The sequence below is a fragment of the Paenibacillus sp. FSL R7-0128 genome, from assembly GCF_038002245.1.
In the GTDB taxonomy this organism is placed as follows: Bacteria; Bacillota; Bacilli; order Paenibacillales; family Paenibacillaceae; genus Paenibacillus_AQ; species Paenibacillus_AQ silagei.
Genome location: NZ_JBBOCD010000001.1, coordinates 1,245,418 through 1,265,019 on the forward strand (window position 1 = coordinate 1,245,418; position 19,602 = coordinate 1,265,019).

16 protein-coding genes are annotated in these 19,602 nt (G+C 52.4%); 13 read left to right on the forward strand and 3 right to left on the reverse strand.

What is annotated here, in order from left to right; translation table 11 throughout:
• Positions 1-47 precede the first annotated feature (47 nt).
• The 7 genes from NST26_RS05115 to NST26_RS05145 all read left to right on the forward strand — a co-directional run bounded on the left by NST26_RS05115 (position 48) and on the right by NST26_RS05145 (position 8,604).
• The gene (locus NST26_RS05115; RefSeq protein WP_340978734.1) at positions 48-1,259 is read left to right on the forward strand and encodes an MFS transporter; all 1,212 of its coding nucleotides are present in this window, start codon (positions 48-50) and stop codon (positions 1,257-1,259) included.
• 245 nt (positions 1,260-1,504) lie between these two features.
• Positions 1,505-3,667, forward strand: a complete 2,163-nt coding sequence (locus NST26_RS05120) for a Tex family protein (protein WP_445323363.1) — start codon at positions 1,505-1,507, stop codon at positions 3,665-3,667.
• Positions 3,668-4,144: 477 nt separating this feature from the next.
• Positions 4,145-5,398: an MFS transporter gene (locus tag NST26_RS05125; protein WP_340955617.1), complete on the forward strand. Its 1,254-nt coding sequence runs from the start codon at positions 4,145-4,147 to the stop codon at positions 5,396-5,398.
• 39 nt (positions 5,399-5,437) lie between these two features.
• On the forward strand, positions 5,438-6,226 hold the full coding sequence (locus tag NST26_RS05130) for an SDR family oxidoreductase (protein WP_340955615.1): 789 nt from the start codon (positions 5,438-5,440) through the stop codon (positions 6,224-6,226).
• A gap of 263 nt (positions 6,227-6,489) precedes the next feature.
• On the forward strand, positions 6,490-6,921 hold the full coding sequence (locus NST26_RS05135) for an Lrp/AsnC family transcriptional regulator (protein WP_209991716.1): 432 nt from the start codon (positions 6,490-6,492) through the stop codon (positions 6,919-6,921).
• Between the two features lie 20 nt (positions 6,922-6,941).
• Positions 6,942-7,574, forward strand: a complete 633-nt coding sequence (locus tag NST26_RS05140) for a LysE family translocator (protein ID WP_340955612.1) — start codon at positions 6,942-6,944, stop codon at positions 7,572-7,574.
• Positions 7,575-7,689: 115 nt separating this feature from the next.
• Positions 7,690-8,604, forward strand: a complete 915-nt coding sequence (locus NST26_RS05145; RefSeq protein ID WP_340955608.1) for a GNAT family N-acetyltransferase — start codon at positions 7,690-7,692, stop codon at positions 8,602-8,604.
• Positions 8,605-9,274: 670 nt separating this feature from the next.
• Here the strand turns inward: NST26_RS05145 and NST26_RS05150 are convergent.
• Positions 9,275-10,246 carry an S-layer homology domain-containing protein gene (locus NST26_RS05150; protein WP_340978736.1) on the reverse strand — a complete coding sequence of 324 codons (972 nt, stop codon included), beginning with the start codon at positions 10,244-10,246 and terminating at the stop codon, positions 9,275-9,277.
• 407 nt (positions 10,247-10,653) lie between these two features.
• Here NST26_RS05150 and NST26_RS05155 point away from each other — a divergent pair, with 407 nt between their 5' ends.
• Genes NST26_RS05155 through NST26_RS05170 form a run of 4 tightly spaced genes read left to right on the forward strand, consistent with a single transcriptional unit; the run spans position 10,654 to position 15,202 of the window.
• Complete coding sequence (locus NST26_RS05155; protein ID WP_209878751.1) at positions 10,654-12,288, forward strand: extracellular solute-binding protein; 1,635 nt, start codon at positions 10,654-10,656, stop codon at positions 12,286-12,288.
• Positions 12,289-12,316: 28 nt separating this feature from the next.
• Entirely contained in the window at positions 12,317-13,270 is a 954-nt protein-coding gene (locus NST26_RS05160) for an ABC transporter permease (RefSeq protein WP_339254090.1), read from the forward strand.
• A gap of 12 nt (positions 13,271-13,282) precedes the next feature.
• Positions 13,283-14,212 carry a carbohydrate ABC transporter permease gene (locus NST26_RS05165; protein WP_051477850.1) on the forward strand — a complete coding sequence of 310 codons (930 nt, stop codon included), beginning with the start codon at positions 13,283-13,285 and terminating at the stop codon, positions 14,210-14,212.
• A 54-nt stretch (positions 14,213-14,266) separates the two neighbouring features.
• Positions 14,267-15,202, forward strand: coding sequence for an AraC family transcriptional regulator (locus NST26_RS05170; RefSeq protein ID WP_340978738.1), 936 nt, complete (start codon positions 14,267-14,269; stop codon positions 15,200-15,202).
• Between the two features lie 66 nt (positions 15,203-15,268).
• Here NST26_RS05170 and NST26_RS05175 read toward each other — a convergent pair whose 3' ends face one another.
• Both NST26_RS05175 and NST26_RS05180 read right to left on the reverse strand, forming a co-directional pair.
• On the reverse strand, positions 15,269-16,264 hold the full coding sequence (locus tag NST26_RS05175) for an S-layer homology domain-containing protein (RefSeq protein WP_340955603.1): 996 nt from the start codon (positions 16,262-16,264) through the stop codon (positions 15,269-15,271).
• A 77-nt stretch (positions 16,265-16,341) separates the two neighbouring features.
• Positions 16,342-17,181, reverse strand: coding sequence for an aldo/keto reductase (locus tag NST26_RS05180; RefSeq protein ID WP_340955601.1), 840 nt, complete (start codon positions 17,179-17,181; stop codon positions 16,342-16,344).
• Positions 17,182-17,450: 269 nt separating this feature from the next.
• Between NST26_RS05180 and NST26_RS05185 the strand changes: the two genes are divergently transcribed.
• Positions 17,451-18,038: a TetR/AcrR family transcriptional regulator gene (locus NST26_RS05185; protein ID WP_036723275.1), complete on the forward strand. Its 588-nt coding sequence runs from the start codon at positions 17,451-17,453 to the stop codon at positions 18,036-18,038.
• Between the two features lie 109 nt (positions 18,039-18,147).
• Complete coding sequence (locus tag NST26_RS05190; protein ID WP_036723276.1) at positions 18,148-19,377, forward strand: MFS transporter; 1,230 nt, start codon at positions 18,148-18,150, stop codon at positions 19,375-19,377.
• The last annotated feature ends 225 nt before the right edge of the window (positions 19,378-19,602 follow it).

A 19,602-nucleotide genomic window follows, 5' to 3' on the forward strand; every position in this document is an offset into this window, starting at 1 on the left:
CAACTAGAGCATATAGCAAGGCTCTGGGATATACGGAGGGAAACACCATGTCATTACTGTTAAAAAACCGGGGAGCGATGCTGCTCCTGATGTTAAATATCTTTTTGGCGTTCACGGGGATTGGTCTGGTTGTCCCTATTATGCCTACCTATATGAACGAGCTGGGCATTGGCGGGAGTGTGGTCGGACTGCTGGTGGCAGCCTTCTCGCTGACGCAGCTGCTGGTCTCGCCCTTCGCCGGAAGACTGTCGGATAAGATGGGCCGCAAAAAAATCATTGTCGGCGGGCTGGCCGTATTCGCCTTCTCGGAGCTTCTGTTCGGTCTGGCCAATGCCTCCTGGGTGCTGTTCGTATCCAGAATGCTTGGCGGTATCGGTGCCGCGATGATTATGCCTGCGGTTATGGCTTATGTGGCAGATACCACCTCCTCAGAGGAGCGGGCCCAAGGCATGGGCTTCATCAACGCAGCCATTACCACCGGCTTCATCATCGGTCCGGGAATCGGCGGCTATCTTGCGGAGCTTGGCATCCGCGTCCCCTTCTTCGTCGCTGCGGGTGCAGCCGCCATTGTTGCGGTTATCACCCTGTTAGTCCTGCCGGAATCGCGTTCAGCGGAGCTGCGCGAAGAATCAAGAACGATGGAAGGCAATAAGGATAGTCTAATCATGCAGCTCATGCGCTCGTATCGTGAGCCTTATTTTTTCGGATTAATTATTGTATTCGTGCTGTCCTTCGGACTGGCCAATTATGAGACGGTATTCGGACTGTTCGTAGATCATAAATTCGCGTTCACCCCTAAGGATATTGCGTTTGTTCTGACCTTCGGCTCCATTGCCGGGGCGGTGGTGCAGATTACCGCTTTCAGCTGGATTCTGAACAAATTCGGCGAGAGCCGGGTCATTTCCGCCTGTCTGCTGATCGCGGGCCTGTCGATTCTCCTGACCCTGTTCGTGCATGGCTTCGTGGCGATTGTTTCTGTGACCTTTGTTGTTTTTCTGGCTATGGATATTCTTCGCCCGGCGGTCGGCACCCAGCTCTCCAAGATGGCAGATGATTCGCAGCAAGGCCTGGTGATGGGAATGAATTCCGCGTATACGAGCCTTGGCAACATTGCCGGCCCGATTGTGGCGGGGGTTCTGTTCGATCTGGATATCAATTTCCCTTATGCGGTGGCTGCGCTGGTCTTGTTCATCAGCTTCATGTTGTCGGTTGGCTATGCCCGGCGGAGAAGAAGCAAGCAGGTTACTGCGGTGCGCTAGTATCCGGAGCGTGAATAGAATAACGGACTTATGATTATGATTGCGGCTGCGCTATCCCGGTGGGGACGGTGCAGCCGCTTCTTCTTGTGTACGGGACAAACTTTGGTCCTGCGGCAAACTGTGATAGTATTTCAGTAGAGAGTTATGAACTCAGACTGTGTATAGAAAGAGGGATCTACTTGAGCGTTGATACGAATCAGGCGGCGAAGGCGGCGGAAGATGCCGCTGCCCGTCAGGAGCAGGAACTGATACTTGCAGCTATTGCGAAGGAGCTGGGCATCAGTCTGAAGCAGGTAAGAACTACGGTGGGGCTGCTCGATGAGGGCAACACCATTCCGTTCATCGCCAGATACCGCAAGGAAATGACCGGGGAGCTGGACGAGAATGTCCTCCGCGATGTCGAAGAACGGCTCGGATATCTGCGTAACCTCGGTGACCGCAAGAAGGATGTGATCCGCAGCATCGAGGAGCAGGGCAAGCTTACTCCTGAGCTGCAGGCGAGTATCATGAAGGCGGTTAAGCTGCAGGAAGTGGAGGATCTGTACCGTCCGTTCAAGCAGAAGCGCAAGACACGGGCCAGTGTCGCCAAGGAACGGGGACTTGAACCGCTGGCGGATTGGGTGATGGAGCAGAGACGCCAAGGGGTTCCGCTGGAAGAGGCTGCGAAGTATGTCGATGCGGACCGGGGTGTGGAGAGTGCCGAGCTGGCGCTGCAAGGGGCGATGGACATCATTGCCGAGAATATTGCCGATGACCCGGCCATCCGTTCCTGGGTACGCCAGTATACAGCGAGTCAGGGGATTCTGGTCTCCGAAGCCAAGGATGCCCAGCAGGAAAGTGTGTACGAGAATTATTATGCGTACCGGGAGCCTGTGCACCGGATCCCGCCGCACCGTATTCTCGCGATCAACCGCGGGGAGCGGGAGAATATCCTCAAGGTCGGCATCGAGGTGGTGCCGGACAAGATTCATGCTTTCATCATCCGCAAGCTGGTGAAGGGTCCTTCCCCGGTCAAGGAGCTGCTGGAAGCGGTGACCGAGGATGCCTACAAGCGGCTGATTGCCCCTTCCGTTGAGCGCGAGGTGCGCGGGGAGATGACAGAGAAGGGGGAGACGCAGGCGATCTCCATCTTCTCGGGTAATCTGCGCAGCCTGCTGCTGCAGCCGCCGGTGAAGGGACGCCATGTTCTGGGCGTTGACCCGGCCTACCGCACCGGCTGCAAGCTGGCCGTAGTGGACGATACCGGCAAGCTGCTGGAGGTAGCGGTCACGTATCCGACGCCGCCGAACAACAAAAAGCGTGAGGCGGCGGCCAAGTTCAAGGAGCTGATCGCCAAATATGGCATCCAGCTCATCGTGATCGGCAATGGCACCGGCTCGCGGGAGACGGAGCAGTTCACGGCCGAGGTGATTGCCGAGGTCGGTGACCCTGACCTGGCCTACCTGATCGTTAACGAGGCAGGGGCCAGTGTGTATTCGGCCTCCAAGCTGGCGCAGGAGGAGTTCCCCGATCTGGATGTGGCGGAGCGCAGCGCCGCCTCCATCGCCCGCCGCGTGCAGGACCCGCTCGCGGAGCTGGTCAAGATCGACCCGAAGGCCATCGGTGTCGGGCAGTACCAGCACGATGTGTCGCAGAAGCATCTGGAAGAGAGCCTAAGGGGCGTCGTGGAGTCGGCGGTTAACCATGTCGGCGTCGATGTGAATACCGCTTCGGCCTCGCTGCTCTCCTATGTGGCAGGAGTGAATACGACGATTGCCAAGAATATTGTGAAGTTCCGCGAGGAGAACGGCAAGTTCACTACGCGCAAGGCACTGCAGAAGGTACCGCGCCTGGGCGCGAAATCCTACGAGCAGTGCATCGGGTTCCTGCGTATCCCCGGAGGCGACAATACGCTGGACCGCACGCCGATCCACCCGGAATCCTACGCGGTGGTCGACAAGTTGTTCCGCGAGCTGGGGCTGGATGTGAAGCAGCTCGGCAGCAAGGAGGTTGCAGAGCAGCTAAGCGCTCAGGATGCGGAGGAGCTGGCGGTGAAGCTTGCGGTGGGCGTGCCTACGCTGCGCGACATCTTGGAGAGTCTTCAGCGTCCGGGCCGCGACCCGCGCGAGGAGCTGCCGCTGCCCATCTTCCGCAAGGATGTGCTGAAGATGGAAGACCTGCTGCCCGGCATGGAGATGCAGGGCACGGTGCGCAACGTAATCGACTTCGGTGCCTTCGTCGACATCGGGATCAAGAACGACGGGCTGGTCCATATCTCCCAGCTTAGCGGCAGCTATGTGAAGCATCCGATGGACGTGGTCTCCGTCGGCGACAATGTCACCGTATGGGTACTCGGCGTGGATGTGAAGAAAGGCCGCGTCAGCCTGACGATGCGCCAGCCGCGCGAGGCGGCGGGCAGCGGGGAGTAGAAGTAGAGGACGTTACGGACTCAGAGCACCTTATTTCGCTGAAATCGGCGTTGTGCTGATCGTTTGCGGACTCAGGAGCCGTTAAGTCAGGCTTCGGAGCCTGTAAATAGGCCTGACAGCCTCCTTAGCGTCTTTTGAGTCCGTTTAGGCTGACAAAAGAGGCATTTCAAAGTGAATAACGGCATCCTGGTCCGCAAAGGACCGGAGAATCAAAAATGAGCTGTGCTTTCCTTCATCAGGATTGCACAGTTTTTTTGAAATATAGAATTCATATGTTTCACACGATAACTTATCCTTCTATTTCTCGCTGAAACGGTACCGTCCTTTAAAAGGACGGCAAAGCCGTTTCCACTTGTAGGCTGGGCTTATGAATTTGAGTTGGAGATTCATGTGGAGAATATCATTTGTTTTAAGCATGACATATGCTTTGATAAAACTATGGCACAAGGAGGCATTCAAAACGAAAGAGGTTAATTTATGAGTGATCCACAGACGGCTTCACCCTTGCGAACGGATCAGGACGAGCAGGCAGTGCCGGTGCGCAAGCTGCTGGAGCTGCCACTGGCGTATATCCGGTTTCTGGCAGGGATGTTTATTTCCAGGTTGGGGGATTCTTTGTTCACCTTTGCGATTCCATGGATCTCCTACGAATTAACGAAATCGAGTATTGTAATGGGCTCTATGTATGCGGTAAGTGTCTTGCCCATCGTTCTGTTTGGTCCGGTTGTAGGGAGTCTGGTTGACCGATGGGACCGAAAAAGGCTGATGATTGTAACGGATATTTTAAGGGCGCTACTGGTCGCATTGATTCCCTTGCTGCATTTTTCCGGCCTGCTTCAGCTTTGGCACCTGTATGCAATCTCTTTCGTGCTTACTATACTGTCTTTGATGTTCGATGTGTCGATAGTCGCGATCATCCCGCAACTTGTGCCTGCACAATTGACAAGAGCCAATGCTTCGTACCAATTGACCAACCAAATTGCTGAGATGGCTGGACCTTTACTTGCCGGAGTGATTATTGCTGGGATCGGCGGCTTCAATACGCTTTGGCTAGATGCGTTGTCCTTTGGAGGTACGCTTATTGTTCTTATGTTAATGGCAGACTTGGGGCACTCTCGCTCAGCGGCGAGTATAGGGAGGATTTTTAGCGATATCGGAGAAGGGTTCAAGTGGCTGGTACGCTCGAAGATCAATTTGTCTTTTTCGTTTCAGGCTATGATCGGTAACTTCGGGTATAGTGCTGTTTTTGGTGTCTTAATGTTCTATTTGTTAAACACCTTGCATTTGAATACCCAGCAGAGCAGCATTAATTATACCTTGTTAGGCTTTGGCGGAATGATCGGCAGTCTGCTTGCTGTTCCGCTGGAGAGACGTTTCCGCCGGGGACTGTTAATTCCTGTATTACTCGGAGTGGGGACTCTGGGATTCAGTTTTGCTGCAATCAGCGACTTTTGGCTGGCTCCCGGCATTGCCTTTCTAGGGGTTACTACTTGTAATGTGGCTTGGAATACCATTGTAACCTCAGTCCGGCAAGAGACGATTCCACAGGATATGATTGGACGTGTTCTGGGCTTCTCTAGAGTGCTTACCCGGCTGGCAATGCCTCTGGGAGCAATGACGGGAGCGGCCTTGTCAGAATGGACGGATCCCCGTGCAGTGTTCGCTGTGGCCGCAGCTGCCAAACTGCTTGAGGTAATTATTGCCTTGGTGACACCGATCCGCAAACTTTAAGCTGTCTAACGATATTTCACTAAAAGGGAGTAGATATTCATGAATCTGAATCTTAAAGGTAAAAACGTACTAGTGGCTGCCTCCAGCAAAGGCATCGGGAGAGCGGTGGCCGAGGAATTTGCCAGGGAGGGCGCGAATGTGGCCCTCTGCTCCCGGAATGAGGAGCAGCTCCGCAAGACGGCGGAGGAGATCAGGGAGCGTTACGGGGTGAAGGTGTACAGCCGCCAGGCCGATCTAACGGTTAAGGCGGACATTGAAGCGTTCGTACAGGGAAGCGTTGAATCCTTTGGCGGGCTTGATGTGCTGGTAACCAATGCAGGAGGCCCGCCCGGAGGAACCTTCGAGGAAATGGAGGATGAGCAGTGGGAGCTGGCGTTCCAGCATAACCTGATGAGCGTGATCCGGCTGATCCGCTGCGCCTTGCCGTATTTGAAGAAATCCGGTGCCGGCAGAATCGCCAATGTCGCTTCCATCTCCGTGAAGCAGCCCATCGATGGACTGATTCTGTCCAATACGTTCCGCACCGGGATCGCCGGTCTGGCCAAGACGCTGGCTGGTGAGTTCGCTCCATACGGTATTCTGATTAACACGGTGGGACCGGGACGCATTGCCACGGACCGGACGCTGTATCTGGATGGTCTCAAGGCAGAGGCCCGGAAGGTCAGTATAGAAGAGGTCCAAGCGGAGTCCGAGCGGAGCGTTCCCCTTGGGCGTTACGGCCAGCCTGAGGAGATTGCGCGAATGATCGTCTTCCTCTGCTCCGAAGCCAATTCCTACAGTACAGGCCAGACCGTATTGGTGGATGGCGGCTTGGTCAAAGGGCTTTAGAATTCTCAATTCCAACTCTAATCAGTAAAAGTTGAGAGAATAAAAGAATGGGTCAGCCAGTTATTCGGTTGGCCTATTTTGGCGTTTTGATTAGAGATGATTGAAGGGACTTTAACTATTTAAGTTTGCCCGCGTTGAAATCTGGTAATTATTAAACTTTTTAATACAAAATCAAATGAGCTTAAAAAAATTACGTATTTACCAGGAAGTATTTTCTTATTTAATACATATTGTATAATTTACTTAAAATGGAGGGGATGCAAATGGATGATATTGACCTGCAAATCCTGGGGTTACTGAAGAGGAATAGCCGGATGACCAGCTCCGATATCTCGAAAATGATTCATCTGTCGGTTCCATCCATTGCGGAGCGAATCCGGAAGCTGGAACGAAACGGGGTCATAGCGCAGTTCACCGTCAAGCTGGACCGTAAGGCTATGGGCAAGAACTGTGTAGTCTATATTTTCCTCCAGCTCAGCAGCTCGGTGGATACTCAAGGCTTCCGTGAGAGTATCATCCAATCCCAGGAAGTACTGGAGTGCCATCATATTTCCGGTGAATATGATTATCTTCTGAAAGTGGCATTAGCAGATCTATCCGGTGTTGAGACCTTCATTACACAAACGCTTAAAGCCCGTTACAGCATTGTCCGATCGAACACCATTTTCAGTCTATCTGCCCTGAAAGAGGAATAGAAGCGAAGGAGCGGTTATCTATGTCATGGGAATGGATATCGAAAGGTATATTGCTGGGCCTGTCCATCGCGGCTCCCGTTGGGCCTATCAGTATTTTGTGCATCAGAACGACAATTACCAGAGGATTCAGAACAGGGCTGTACAGCGGGCTGGGTGCGGCAACCGCAGATGCTGTGTTCGGCATACTGGCAGGATTAGGATTGACAGCTTTGACTGCTGCTCTAGTGAATTACAACATTATACTGCAGGTGGTTGGCGGATTGTTTATTTGCTGCTTAGGGATAAGATCGTTACTACGGGTTCCGGCCATAGAAGCAGCTCATTCTACTGCCAGCCCAGGTGTGCTGGGTTCTTATGCTATGACGTTTCTGCTCACGCTGTCTAACCCGATGACGATTATATTTTTTCTGGGCGTATTCGGAGCTACTGGTGTTCTACTGTCGCATAAGCTCACAGATATGGTGTTTCTGGTTACAGGCGTGTTCCTGGGCTCAGCACTATGGTGGGTCCTCCTCTCAGGAGCGGCTGCGCTGCTTCGGAATAAGGTACTGGAGGGACCCTTCAAGCTCTCCCTATTTAACAAAATGTCCGGGGGAGTACTGTTTGTATTCGGTGTAGTTACCCTTGTGAAATCCGCAGCTGTGTTTTTGTAACGAGGACGCAAGCGCCACCACCCCAGCAGTATAAAACAACTATAGTTATTCAAGAACGGAAGCCCTTTGCCAGGTGGTGTTATGATGGACAGAAACAGAAGGTGGCGGTTGGGAATTGAGCAAAAGAGTGATCCGGCAGTTTGAAGAGAGGGATATGGCGGCGCTTGGCGCGATGTACGAGCAGGTGTCGGCGCAGGAGGATGTGCTGTTCTGGTGGGTCGGGGATGCGGACAACTGGGAGAATGTCTTCTGCGCTTTTGAAGGGGAGCAGATGGTGGCCAAGGGCCAGCTGCAGCTCTTTAATGTGGTGCCTCCGGGACGCGCGGCGGAGAGTAAACACAAGATTTTCGTGAATCTGAAGACGTTGCCCGGACGGGAAAAGGATCTGGAGCTGCGTGACAGCGTCTACGCGCTTCTGCTGGAACGGGCACAGGTGCTGAAGCGTACGCTGCCCCCGGAATATGGGACCCTCCTGTGCACAGGCAATTATGCGCCGGAGGAGAGCTGCCATGCTTATTTCGCAAAGCATCTTGGTTACCTGCCGGATAGCTGCTTGTATACGCTCCAGCGCGACCTTCGTGAACCCGTCCATGCGGTGGAGCTGGAGGAAGGCCTTGAATTGACCAATGCGCCTATGGATTCGCCGGAGCAGCGGGCGGCTTATCTGGAACTGGAGGCGGAGATCTGGCCGGAGACCCCGCTCGGAATGGAGCGTCTGCTGGAATATCAGGAGCATCCGCTCTGGACATGGATGGTTGTGCGGGATGCAGGCCGGGTGGCGGGCAGTCTGATGGTCTGGCAGGAAGAGGAGCTTGGCATCATTGAAGATGTATTTGTCTGCAAGCCCTGGAGAAGAAGGGGCATTGCCAAGGCGCTGCTGAATCATGCGTTAATGTATCTTCAGGAGAAAGGGCTGGAGCAGGCGCAGCTGGTCGCACTGACCACGAATGATTCCGCGCTGTCTCTGTACCGGTCAGCCGGGTTCCAGACCGGGCGTCAGGAGATCCGGTACTATAAGGAGTTGGACTAAGCGCTAACCAGCCAGCCGCAGGCCGCGCTAACCAGCCGATCCAGAGTGTGAGATCTTCAGTCCGCAACGGGTGGACTTACTGGTTCATGGATATTGTAAAATCAAGCATCACAAAGAGCGCACCGGCCGGGTATCCGGCGGTGCGCTCTTTGTGATGCATCTAGTAGATCGTCAGATTTAAAAAGGTGGAACAGATGCAATTCCCCTTCAAAATATCATCTTTTCCAAGCGGGGGTTGTTCTTCAGGGACGTTTGGCTTAGCGTAACGGACTGAGGCGCTCTTATTAAGTAAGAAAGTCGTCACTTGGGCGGGTAACGGACCCCATGGAGCTTATCCCCTGCAATTCAGCTCCGAAACGTCTCGTAGAGAGGCGATAAGGTCGCCTGAGTCCGTTACGCTGCAAAAGGTGGCGTTCTCGTGGGGATAAGGCCTCTCCGGTCCGTTAGATTTTGGGATGGAGTTTCGCAAGCTTATCCACCCTATTAAATCTGATGCTGCGATTGTGTTCCGTTTTTCGTATACATTTGGGCGGATTACCTTGGCACCAGCACAATGTGTTCTCTTTTTCGCATACATCTGGTCCAATGACTTCGCTCTTTAAGTTCTTCATACCTTATCGCTCCTACTCACCCTTTTAAATCTGACACTGTACTAGTTAGGTGGAGGCTGTTACTTTGTCACTCTGGAAGCAGCCGAGGTTGCCGAGCCTGGTGTAGCTTGGGCTACTGCGGTATAGCCTTCCGGCAGATAGGTGACGGCGGTGCCTGCCGAGATGACCTGCGGGTTCATGGAACCGGGCTTCGGTGAGGTTACCTTGAAGTAGATCACTGCAGTTTTGTCAGCGCCGAACTCAATCCGTTCAATGACCAGGCCATATCCCGGGTTCGGCAGATTGGATACGGTCACCGTAGCTTTGTTCACACCAGCGGCGGCTTTGTCCAGCGTAACGGCGGCATCGTATGTGGTGGACGGGGCCGAAATGTTCTCATCCATCATAATCACTTCCTTCACGAATTTGGCGGCATCGTAGACCAGGACGGCAGCTTCTGCACGGGTAACCGCTTCATTCGGACGGAAGGTGTTATTCTTCTCCAGCGTGACCAGTCCGGTGTTAATCAGAATCTGCAGGCTATTCATCTCAGCGGCAGACAGCTTGCCGCCATCCGTAATGTTGGCATACATCTCCGTATACGCGAATTCCCCTTTGTTCTGTAGCGCCTGAAGCAGCAATTGTGCGAACTGGACACGTGTCATCACAGCATTAGGGTCAATAGACCGCTCCAGCATTAAGCCGCTTTCTTTGGCCTTCAGGAATGCGGAGGCATACCAGGCGGTATTTTTTACGTTGTCAAAATAATCGCTGGCCTTCTTGCCAGAGGATTGCTGCGGAGCAAGCTTCAGGCCGCTCACCATGAACTGCACGCCTTGCGCATACGTAAGGCTGGACTTCGGCGCGAACTTGTCGCTGGTCACTCCGTTAAGGATGCCCTCCTGATGAAGGGCATTGATTTTGGCTTCGGCCGCATGGCCCTTCAGATCTGAGAAAGCGGAAGCCGGTGCCCCGATAGCTAAGGTTGCCGCCAGAATGCTACAGGCCAGCGAGATTTTGGCCGTGCGCATCCGGGTTAATGTATTCTTCATTGTACATCACCTCGTATCCTCTTAGATGGGATTTAGGAGCAAAAGGTTGCAGCCCGTCACTCCATAGATGGAATTATTATTCTCTAACCCCGCAGCACTGATTCTCCACGCTCGAAAAAAGTTCATCATGTGTCAATTTTCACCTACCGAAAGTCGAATCTTCGCCTGAATTCAGCTACTTTTGCAGCCAAAAAGGTCAATATACGATGATTAAAAGGTAATATACGGTGAGACAGGGTGCGGAAGAAAAATTATAATTATGATAACGCTTTCGTGAATAATGCGAAGCAGGAATAGCTTGTATTACCTGAGTGTTTTGTGACCTAATAGTTCCGAGTCTCCCGGCTAACAGAGCTTCGCTCTTAAGCATAGATCATTTATGAATTCCTACTAAGGGGGTAAGTCAAATGAGAAAAAAGAGTATTCTTGCCTTGATGCTGGCAGGCGCTTTGGCAGGACTATCACTCACAGGCTGCAGCAGTAAGGGGAACAGCCCGGATGCGGGGAACGACGGCAGCAACACGCCAGAGGGGAAGACGAAGCTGAAGGCGATTATCGTGAAGCATTCACTAACCAAAGATGTCACGCAAATGAAATGGCTCGCTGAAATAGAAGAGAAGGCGAATGTCGAAATTGAATGGCAGCAAATCTCTGCGGACTGGGATCAGAAGAAAAGTGCCCTGTTTGCCAGCGGTGAAATTCCGGATTTGCTGTTCAATGCGACCTCTAACTCCGATTTTGTACAATTCAACGGGTTGTTCGAGGATCTGGGCCCGCTGATTGAGAAGGACGCTCCTAATATTCAAAAGATGTTCAGCGAGCACCCGGAATTGAAAACGCTTGCTACTCAAATTGACGGGAAGCTCTACGGCACTCCGCGTTATAAGGGGATCTGGCCCGGCTCCACCGCCTCAATGTTCATTAACAAAACCTGGCTCGACAATCTCGGCCTTCAGGTGCCTACGACTTGGGATGAGCTAGAGACTGTGCTGCTTGCCTTCCGCGAGGGAGACCCGAATCAGAACGGGGATAAGACGGATGAGATTCCGATGGACTTCAACCCGATCGGCTGGGATTTCACACCGAAGCTGCTGCTGGGCAGCCTTGGGCTGCCTCTGTCCAACGGGGCGAGCGACGGCTATTTTACAGAAGGGGCGCAGGTTAAGAATTTCTATGTAGATGAGCGGTTCAAGACACTCATGCAATTCCTGCAGAAGCTGTACAGCCAGAACCTGATCAGCAAGGAAGTGGTCACGCAGGATTACTCCAAATACCAGTCCGTTGCCCGCGGGAATGGAACTACAGCCAAGGTCGGATTCACCTGGGGCTGGGAGACGGGAGACCGCTTCGGCAATGAGCTGAAAGACCAATATGTTACCCTGCCGCAGCTGAAGCAGCATGCAGACTCTACGAATGAGCTGTATTGGAGCAATGACTACTACTACCAGAATTACGGCTCCAATGCGGTGTCGGTCAGTGCCCGCTCCAAGAACAAGGAAGCCGCGATGCGGTTCATTGATGCTTTTTATGAGCCGGAGGTTAGTCTGCAGGTCCTGTTCGGCGGAATGAATGACACAGATAAGGGAATCAAGGATAACGGGGACGGCACGTATGCGATTCTTCCTCCGGCGGATGCATCCCTCGACCCGGGCTCGTGGAAATGGACGAATTCGTTCGCGGATAATGGTCCGATGTACATTGCCGATGCGCTGAAGGACAAGGTGACGCTTGGCTCGGATATGCAGAATGTGCTGAAGGAGAAAGCTGTCTATGATGAGCTGCTGAATAAGGCGGACGAGAAGAGCAATGTCTACCCGCAGAACTTCATGAAGTACAGCACGGAGGACACCAACACCCTGGCAATGAATCAGGCGAACGTCAATAATATCACGGATCAAAAGTGGGCCAACTGGCTGACCACCAAGGTTGACATTGAGAAGGAGTGGGCTGCGTATGTCGCCTCCGTCAATAGCTCCGGCCTGGAGCAGAATCTGCAAATCCGCCAAAAGGCTTATGACGAATACCTCTCGACCTTGAAATAGTGGACTTGAATGGAAGGGGCGCTCCCAAATGAAACCAGCACAGACCACGGTGCCGCATCAGACGCTGCGCGGGAACGGATGGCTTCGTAAGCAGGCCGGGCATTACCAGCTATGGCTGATGGTGCTTCCTGCGGTCATTTACATCGCCATTTTCTGTTATGGTCCGATGTATGGCATCCAGCTTGCTTTTCGTGAATTTGATTTCAGCAAAGGACTGACGGGCGGGGAATGGGCCGGGTTCAAATATTTCGAGCAGTATTTCAACAGCCCGATGTTCTGGCCTACGCTGCGAAATACGTTTATCATTGCCTTTTTCTCCATCCTGCTGGGCTTCCCGATGCCGATTCTGCTGGCGCTGGTGGTTAACTCGATCCGCAGCAACAGACGCAAGCGTATCCTGCAGACTACGGTGTATATGCCTTACTTCATTTCCACTGTTGTACTGGTCGCACTGCTGCAAATTATGCTATCGCCTACCACTGGACTGATCGACGGCTTCCTGAAGGCCCTGCACCTGATCCCTGCGGATACGAATCTCATTGGTGATCCCGGCGCCTTCGTTCCGGTGTATGTCATCTCTGCCATCTGGCAAGCCTGCGGCTGGAACAGCATTATCTTCATCGCCGCCCTGTCCTCGGTGGATGCGCAGCAGTATGACGCCGCCCGGATTGACGGGGCTAACCGCTGGCAGACCGTCTGGCACGTGGAGCTTCCGGCCATCCTGCCGACAATTATTATTTTATTGATTATGAATATGGGCAGCATACTCAGTGTAGGCTTCGAGAAGACTTTTCTTATGCAAAATAGTCTTAACAAGCCCGTATCGGAAGTCATCTCCACGTATGTCTTCAATGTGGGCGTGAAATCCAACCAGTTCAGCTTCGGTTCAGCGGTCGGACTATTTAATACCCTGATCAACTTCACGTTCCTGATGCTGGCGAATGCCCTGGCCAAAAAAACTTCAAAAATCAGTCTGATGTAGGGAGGAAATGGGATGTCAAACAGTCAAGCCGCTCATTCGCAAAAGATACAGCATTCGGGCGGTATCGCAGACAGGCTGTATACGCTGGTGGTTGCGGTTATAAGCATCGCAGCGTTCATCATGGTCGCGTACCCGCTGTATTTCATCATCATAGCTTCCGTCAGCAACTCCACCATGGTGAACCAGGGACAGGTTATTCTATGGCCTAAGGACATTAACCTGTACGGCTATGAGCAGATATTCAAGGACACCCGGATCTGGCAGGGATATAAAAATACGATTATCTACACGGTGCTGGGCACGCTGCTCAATCTGCTGGTCACGCTACCTGCGGCGTATGCCTTGTCCCAGCGGAAATTCCGGGCACGCAGGTTCATTATGCCGCTGTTTGTGATCACGATGTATTTTGGCGGGGGCATGATTCCTACCTATCTGCTTATCCGTGACCTGAATCTGCTGAATACACCTTGGGTAATGATTGTGAACGGCGCCATTAGTGTATACAATCTGATTATTACAAGAACCTTCTTCGAGACTTCTATACCGGAGGAGCTGCACGAAGCGGCTACCCTGGATGGCTGCTCGCACTTCCGCTACTTCATCTCGGTGGTGGTTCCGCTGTCCAAGGCGGTGATCTCCGTCATCACGCTCTATTATATGGTGGGTCACTGGAACGACTTCTTCAACGCTTTGCTCTACATCAATACGGATAGCTTACAGCCGCTGCAGATCGTCCTGCGCAATATTCTATTATCCAATCAGGCGTTCGCGGGCGGAGCCGGATCAGGTGCCGGGGCCGGTGCGGGCAGCTATGCCCAGCAGTTCGCGGATCAGATCAAATATGCGGTCATTATCGTATCGACGGTGCCGGTGCTGATTATCTATCCATTTATCCAGAAGTACTTCGAGAAGGGCGTAATGATCGGTGCGGTGAAGGGCTGAGCGTATAGCTGACGCTGCGTGCAGCATCCAGTGGGCCGGGAGGAGGGAACCTCAGTGAAAAAAAGTCTTGAACTGCTCGATTCCATCGGCGAACCCGTATCTCAGGATATGAAGGAAAAGCTTATGCATGGCAGCAGACAATTCCGCATGAGTGTGCATGTAACCAAGCTATCCTCGCTCAATAATCTGGTGCTGTATTCCCACTGGCATGAAGAGCTGGAGCTGCTGTTCATGATCAAGGGCACGGCCAAGTTCCATGTGGGACAGGAGAAATTGGTCGTCCAGAGCGGAGAGGCGGTTTTCATTCAGCCCAATATGCTGCATTCGGCGATCCGGGTGGATCAGGAGGAGATTATTTTCTGCGCGGTGCTGGTGCATTTCAATTTCCTCTCCAGCCTGGAGAGAGACCAGATTCAGCAGCAGTTTGTTTCCCCGCTTTTCCTCGACAACCGGCGTTATCCGCTGCTGATCGGGCGGGAGCTGGAGGAGAAGCTGCGGCTGATTCCACTGCTGGAGGAGGTGCGGGATCTCTACCAGCAGGAGGCGCACGGCTATGAGATGCTGATTAAGGCCAGGCTGTTCGAGGTGCTGTACCGGCTGGAAAAGTGTGCGGCTGAGCATCCGCGGGCAGGACTGCCCGGGCAGTCCCGGGGCGGCAACAGCTCCATGCTGGCCAAAAAAACGCTGGCCTACGTCCAGCAGAACTACAGTAAGCGGATCACGCTCTCCGATATGGCGCAGCAGGTCAACATGAGCCCGTCTTACTTTTGCCGGTTCATGAAGAAGCAGTTCGACCTGTCCCCGATGGACTTCCTGAACGAATACCGGATCTCGGAGGCGGTCAGCCTGCTGGAGACCACGGATAAGAAGATCATGGAGATCTCCGGCATGACCGGCTTCAGCAATGTGAACCGGTTCACGGAGATGTTCAAGAAGACCTACGGCTGCCGCCCGATGGATTACCGGAACCGGCTGCGGTTGAGTAAGTAGGCGTAAAACAAGAAAAAGCAGTTCCCTATACGGGAACTGCTTTTATCTATCTATAGATAGAGAAGCTTACTTCGCTGGAGCCGATGGATCAAGCCAGCGCGAACCCATTACAGGCTCAGCCGTTGCAGTGTAGCCTGCGGGCAGGTATGTGGATACCGAGCCTTTGGTGATCACTTGCGGATACATTTTATCCGGGTCAGGGAGGGTTACCTTGAAGTAGATTACGGCTTTGGTGGCGCTGGTGAACTCTATGCGCTCTACCGCCAGACCGTAGCCGGGGTTTGGCAGGTTATCCACGGTGATGGTGGCTTTGTTAACGCCTTCAGCGACTTTGTCCAGGACTACATCAGAGACGTAATTGTTAGCCGGAACCGGCTCCGGCTCAGAAGGCTCATTGCCCGGATTGTTCGGCGTAATCACCCGGTCGGCGAATTCAGCGGCATCATGGATCATAACAGCGGCTTCAGCGCGGGTAATCGCATCGGACGGGCGGAATTTCCCGTTATCCAGTGTGAGCACCTTCGTGTTCAGCAGCACCTGCAGGCTGTAATTAACCTCTGGAGTAAGTTTATCGCCATCCTCAATCATGAAGAACATCTTGGTTACCGGGAAATTGCCCTTGCTCTGCAAGGCTTGGGTCAATAGATGGGCGAATTCCGCGCGGGTCATCGGTGCATTCGGGTTGATATCCTTTGCCAGTGTCAGGCCGCTCTGCTTCGCAAGGGCGAAGGAGGAGGCGTACCAGGCATTATCTTTTACATTGTCAAAGAGCTGGCTGGCCTTAGTATTGCTGTCGGAACCGGCTTTCGGTGCAAGCGCCAATCCTTTTACAAGAAACTGTACGGCTTGCGCATTCGTCACTTTGGCATTGGGAGCAAACAGGTCGTTCGTAATTCCGTTAATTACACCGGCGCTATGCAGTGTATTGATCTTGGTTTCGGCTGAATTTCCCTTGAGGTCCGAAAAGGCAAATGCGGACGCTCCGAAGGATAAGCTGGCAGCCAGGATTCCGCACGCGATGCTCATTTTTTTTGCGTGCTTCGTTAGATTAGTTGGTTTCATTGTGCATCACCTCTATATACTCAGATGGTTCTTTACGGCGAAAGGTTGCAGTTGTCCGGAAAATAATACGAAAAAACTTAGGACAACGGGGTAAACCGGGTGGTCCACAGGTAAAATTTATTTTGCGGATCGGTAAATCCTCTTTTATTCTGATCCAGGGCTGCGATTCTCTTCATCTCTTCGTCCGACAAGGAGAAATCAAACAGCTCCAGATTCTGTTTCAGCCTTGCAGGAGTAACGGACTTCGGAATCACAGCGATATCCCGCTCAAGGTTCCATCTCAGGATGACTTGCGCCGCTGTTTTATCATACCTCTCTGCCATTTCGGTGAGTACAGGGTGCGCAAGCATCTCCAGGTTACCGTGTCCAAAAGGGCTCCACGCAACATGCTGGATACCGTGCCCCCTCATATAATCATGAAGCGACCCTTGCTGGAGCAGCGGGTTCGTCTGAATTTGATTCACTGCGGGGACAATCGTCCCCTGCTTCATGACCTTGTCCAGATGCTCCGGCTCAAAATTGGACACCCCGATCGCCCGGATATTCCCCTCCTTGTATAAAGACTCCAGGACATGCCAGCTTTCCAGATAGTGCTTGGCGGGCCAGTGGATCAGGTAGAGATCGACATAATCCGTTTGGAGTTTTTGAAGACTGGCTTCAAAGGCTTTACGGGTCTTTCGCCCCAGGTCCGTGCTCCATACTTTGGTCGTAATAAAGAGCTCGCTTCGAGGTACACCCGATTTCTGAATAGCCCTGGCTATCAGCTCCTCGTTGCGGTAAGCTGCTGCCGTATCCAGATGCCGGTACCCGTTCTGAAGCGCCCATACTAGAGCGTCTTCATTATTGTCTTTGATGTTATACACACCCAGACCCACCTTCGGCATCTGGACTCCGTTATTCAAAACGAAATGTTCCATTTCGCATCTTCCTTTCCGTTTGAGTTCGTATAACCAGCCCTCTTGGTCAACGATTATAGCATAAGAAGGCAACGAATCATCATTGGGAAAGAAAATCGAGACGGATGCACTTCGTAGGATTTTTATGAGAAAAGCAAAAAAATAATCCGGAGATAGCATGGATTATGCTCTTTTCTCCGCTGTCGCACTCCGTATAATAATCAGGCTTGCATTCCCAAATATGAACCCATATAATTAAACCGAACAGTCGGTTTTTTAGGAGGAATGAAATGAGTACACCAAAAGGTTCGGTAAAGCGGAGTATGATCCTAGACCAGGCGTTGGAGCTTTTTGTGCAGAAGGGATATGCCGCCACCTCGATGGAGGATATCGTCAAGCACACCGGGGTCAGCAAGGGCAGCATTTATTACCACTTTTCCAGCAAAGATGATTTGTTTGTGAGTATGGTCGAAAAAATCAACCGCGAATGGGTGGAGGAGTGGTCGGAGATTCGCCGCCAATTTCCGGAGGTCGGAAGCAGACTGATGGGAGCAAGCTTGCATTTTGTGAACAGCTTCCAGAGTCCTCTGACGAAGGTGGCTGAAGAGTTCTCCATGAATATGCAGGATGGTTACCAGGAGATACATCAGCGGCTGATTGAGATCTCAATGGTGCAGATTGAAGTATTTACCGAGATCTTCCGGGAGGGAATGGAGCAGCAGGTTTTTACTAAGGCGGACTCGAGCCGACTGGCTGTGTTATTCACCAGTATGTTAAGCGGCTTGACGCTGTACCCCCAAGTGTTCCCCAAAGACGGGATGCACCAGCATACGCAAGAAGCGGTGGCTGTGTTATTGGAGGGAATTAAGAAGAAATGAATGAAGCGCAGCCTGTTCGAGTCGTTGAACCGCACTACTCGGGCAGGCACGCTTTATTTGAGAATTATTAAACCGAACGGTCAGTTTTATTGAAAAAGGAGGTAATACGATGAAAGAATTGTTGCGAAATCGGGTATTTCTGCTGGTGATGGCCTCGGATGTGCTGCAGCAGGTGGGGATTTGGGTGCGAAATATGGCTTTGCTCTATTATGTGGTGCAGCAGACGCAGGGTGACCCGGTGGCTGTGTCCTTGCTTACGGTGGTGGAATACGCGCCGATTTTCTTATTTTCCCTGGTGGGCGGTGTGCTGGCTGACCGTTGGCGCCCCAAACGCACCATGATCTGGGGCGATGTTCTAAGCTTTCTCTCCATTGTGCCAATTTTATTTGTGGTGGCATGGGGATACTGGCAGGCGGTTTTTATTGTGACGATGATCTCCGCGATTGTGTCGCAGTTCTCCCAGCCATCCTCGGCCAAATTGCTTAAAACCCATGTTCCTGAACAAGAGTTGACGGCTGCCATGGCGATGACCCAGATGGTCGGCTCGCTGTTTATCATTCTGGGCCCCATCCTCGGCACCTTTGTTTACTACACCTTCGGAGTTATGGTTTCCTTGAGCAGCCTGCTGGTAATCTTTGCGCTTTCCGCTTGTTTTTTGCTCTTCCTGCCGGATTCGCCGCGCTCCATGGAAAGGTTGTCAGTGCAGGCTGTGGTCAGGGATTTACGCGGCGGACTGCTCTACCTGCGGGAACATGCCAACTTGAAAGTGTTGATGGTGATGTTTGGCGTCCTTGCTCTGGGAGCTGGTCTGACCGCTCCGCTTGACATCTTTCTGGTTACGGAGCGGCTGGGATTGGCAGAAGCAGACTTGCAGTGGTTTACCGCCTTGTCCGGCTTGGGCCTCCTGATCGGGGCAATAATCGCCGCCAGCCTGTCCGGTCGCCTGAAGGGCAAAGGGGTGGTTTTCGCCGGTTTGATTTTGCTCGGGGCGGGGACGATGATTGAAGTATGGTCGGTCTGGCCCATTCTAACAGGCGGGATGCGGCTGATTACCGGTCTGTTCCTGGCTTTAACGCAGACTGTAATTGGCACGTATATGCTGACTTTGGTTCGAGCTGAATATATCGGACGGATTAATGGCCTCATCACTCCAATTTTTATCGGGTGTACGCTGATCGGGACAGGACTTTCTGGTATGCTGGTGGCGCAAAGCTCGCTTATCTTTGTCTATATGCTATCCGGTTTGATTTTGATGCTGGCGGCCTTGGTAGCGCTTCGTCTACGCTTCGACTACCCTGTAGCTAAGCAGGCAGAGGGGGGAGAAACAGCGGGTAAGTAATGCAGATAGAGGGTTGTCCGTAAAACAGAGGACCGTAGCGAAAATGCGCGGCCCTTTTTTGTTCATTTTTCAAGTAAGAAGCTATGATATTTTTCCTTTTATATCCCAAAAAATACTATATTATAGAAAATGTAATCTTTGTGAAACCGGTAGTATTTGAGAAGAATGGGATTGGAGAGAAGTTCATGCGTGTTGCGCTGGTGTGTTGTGCAGATTCCACAGAGC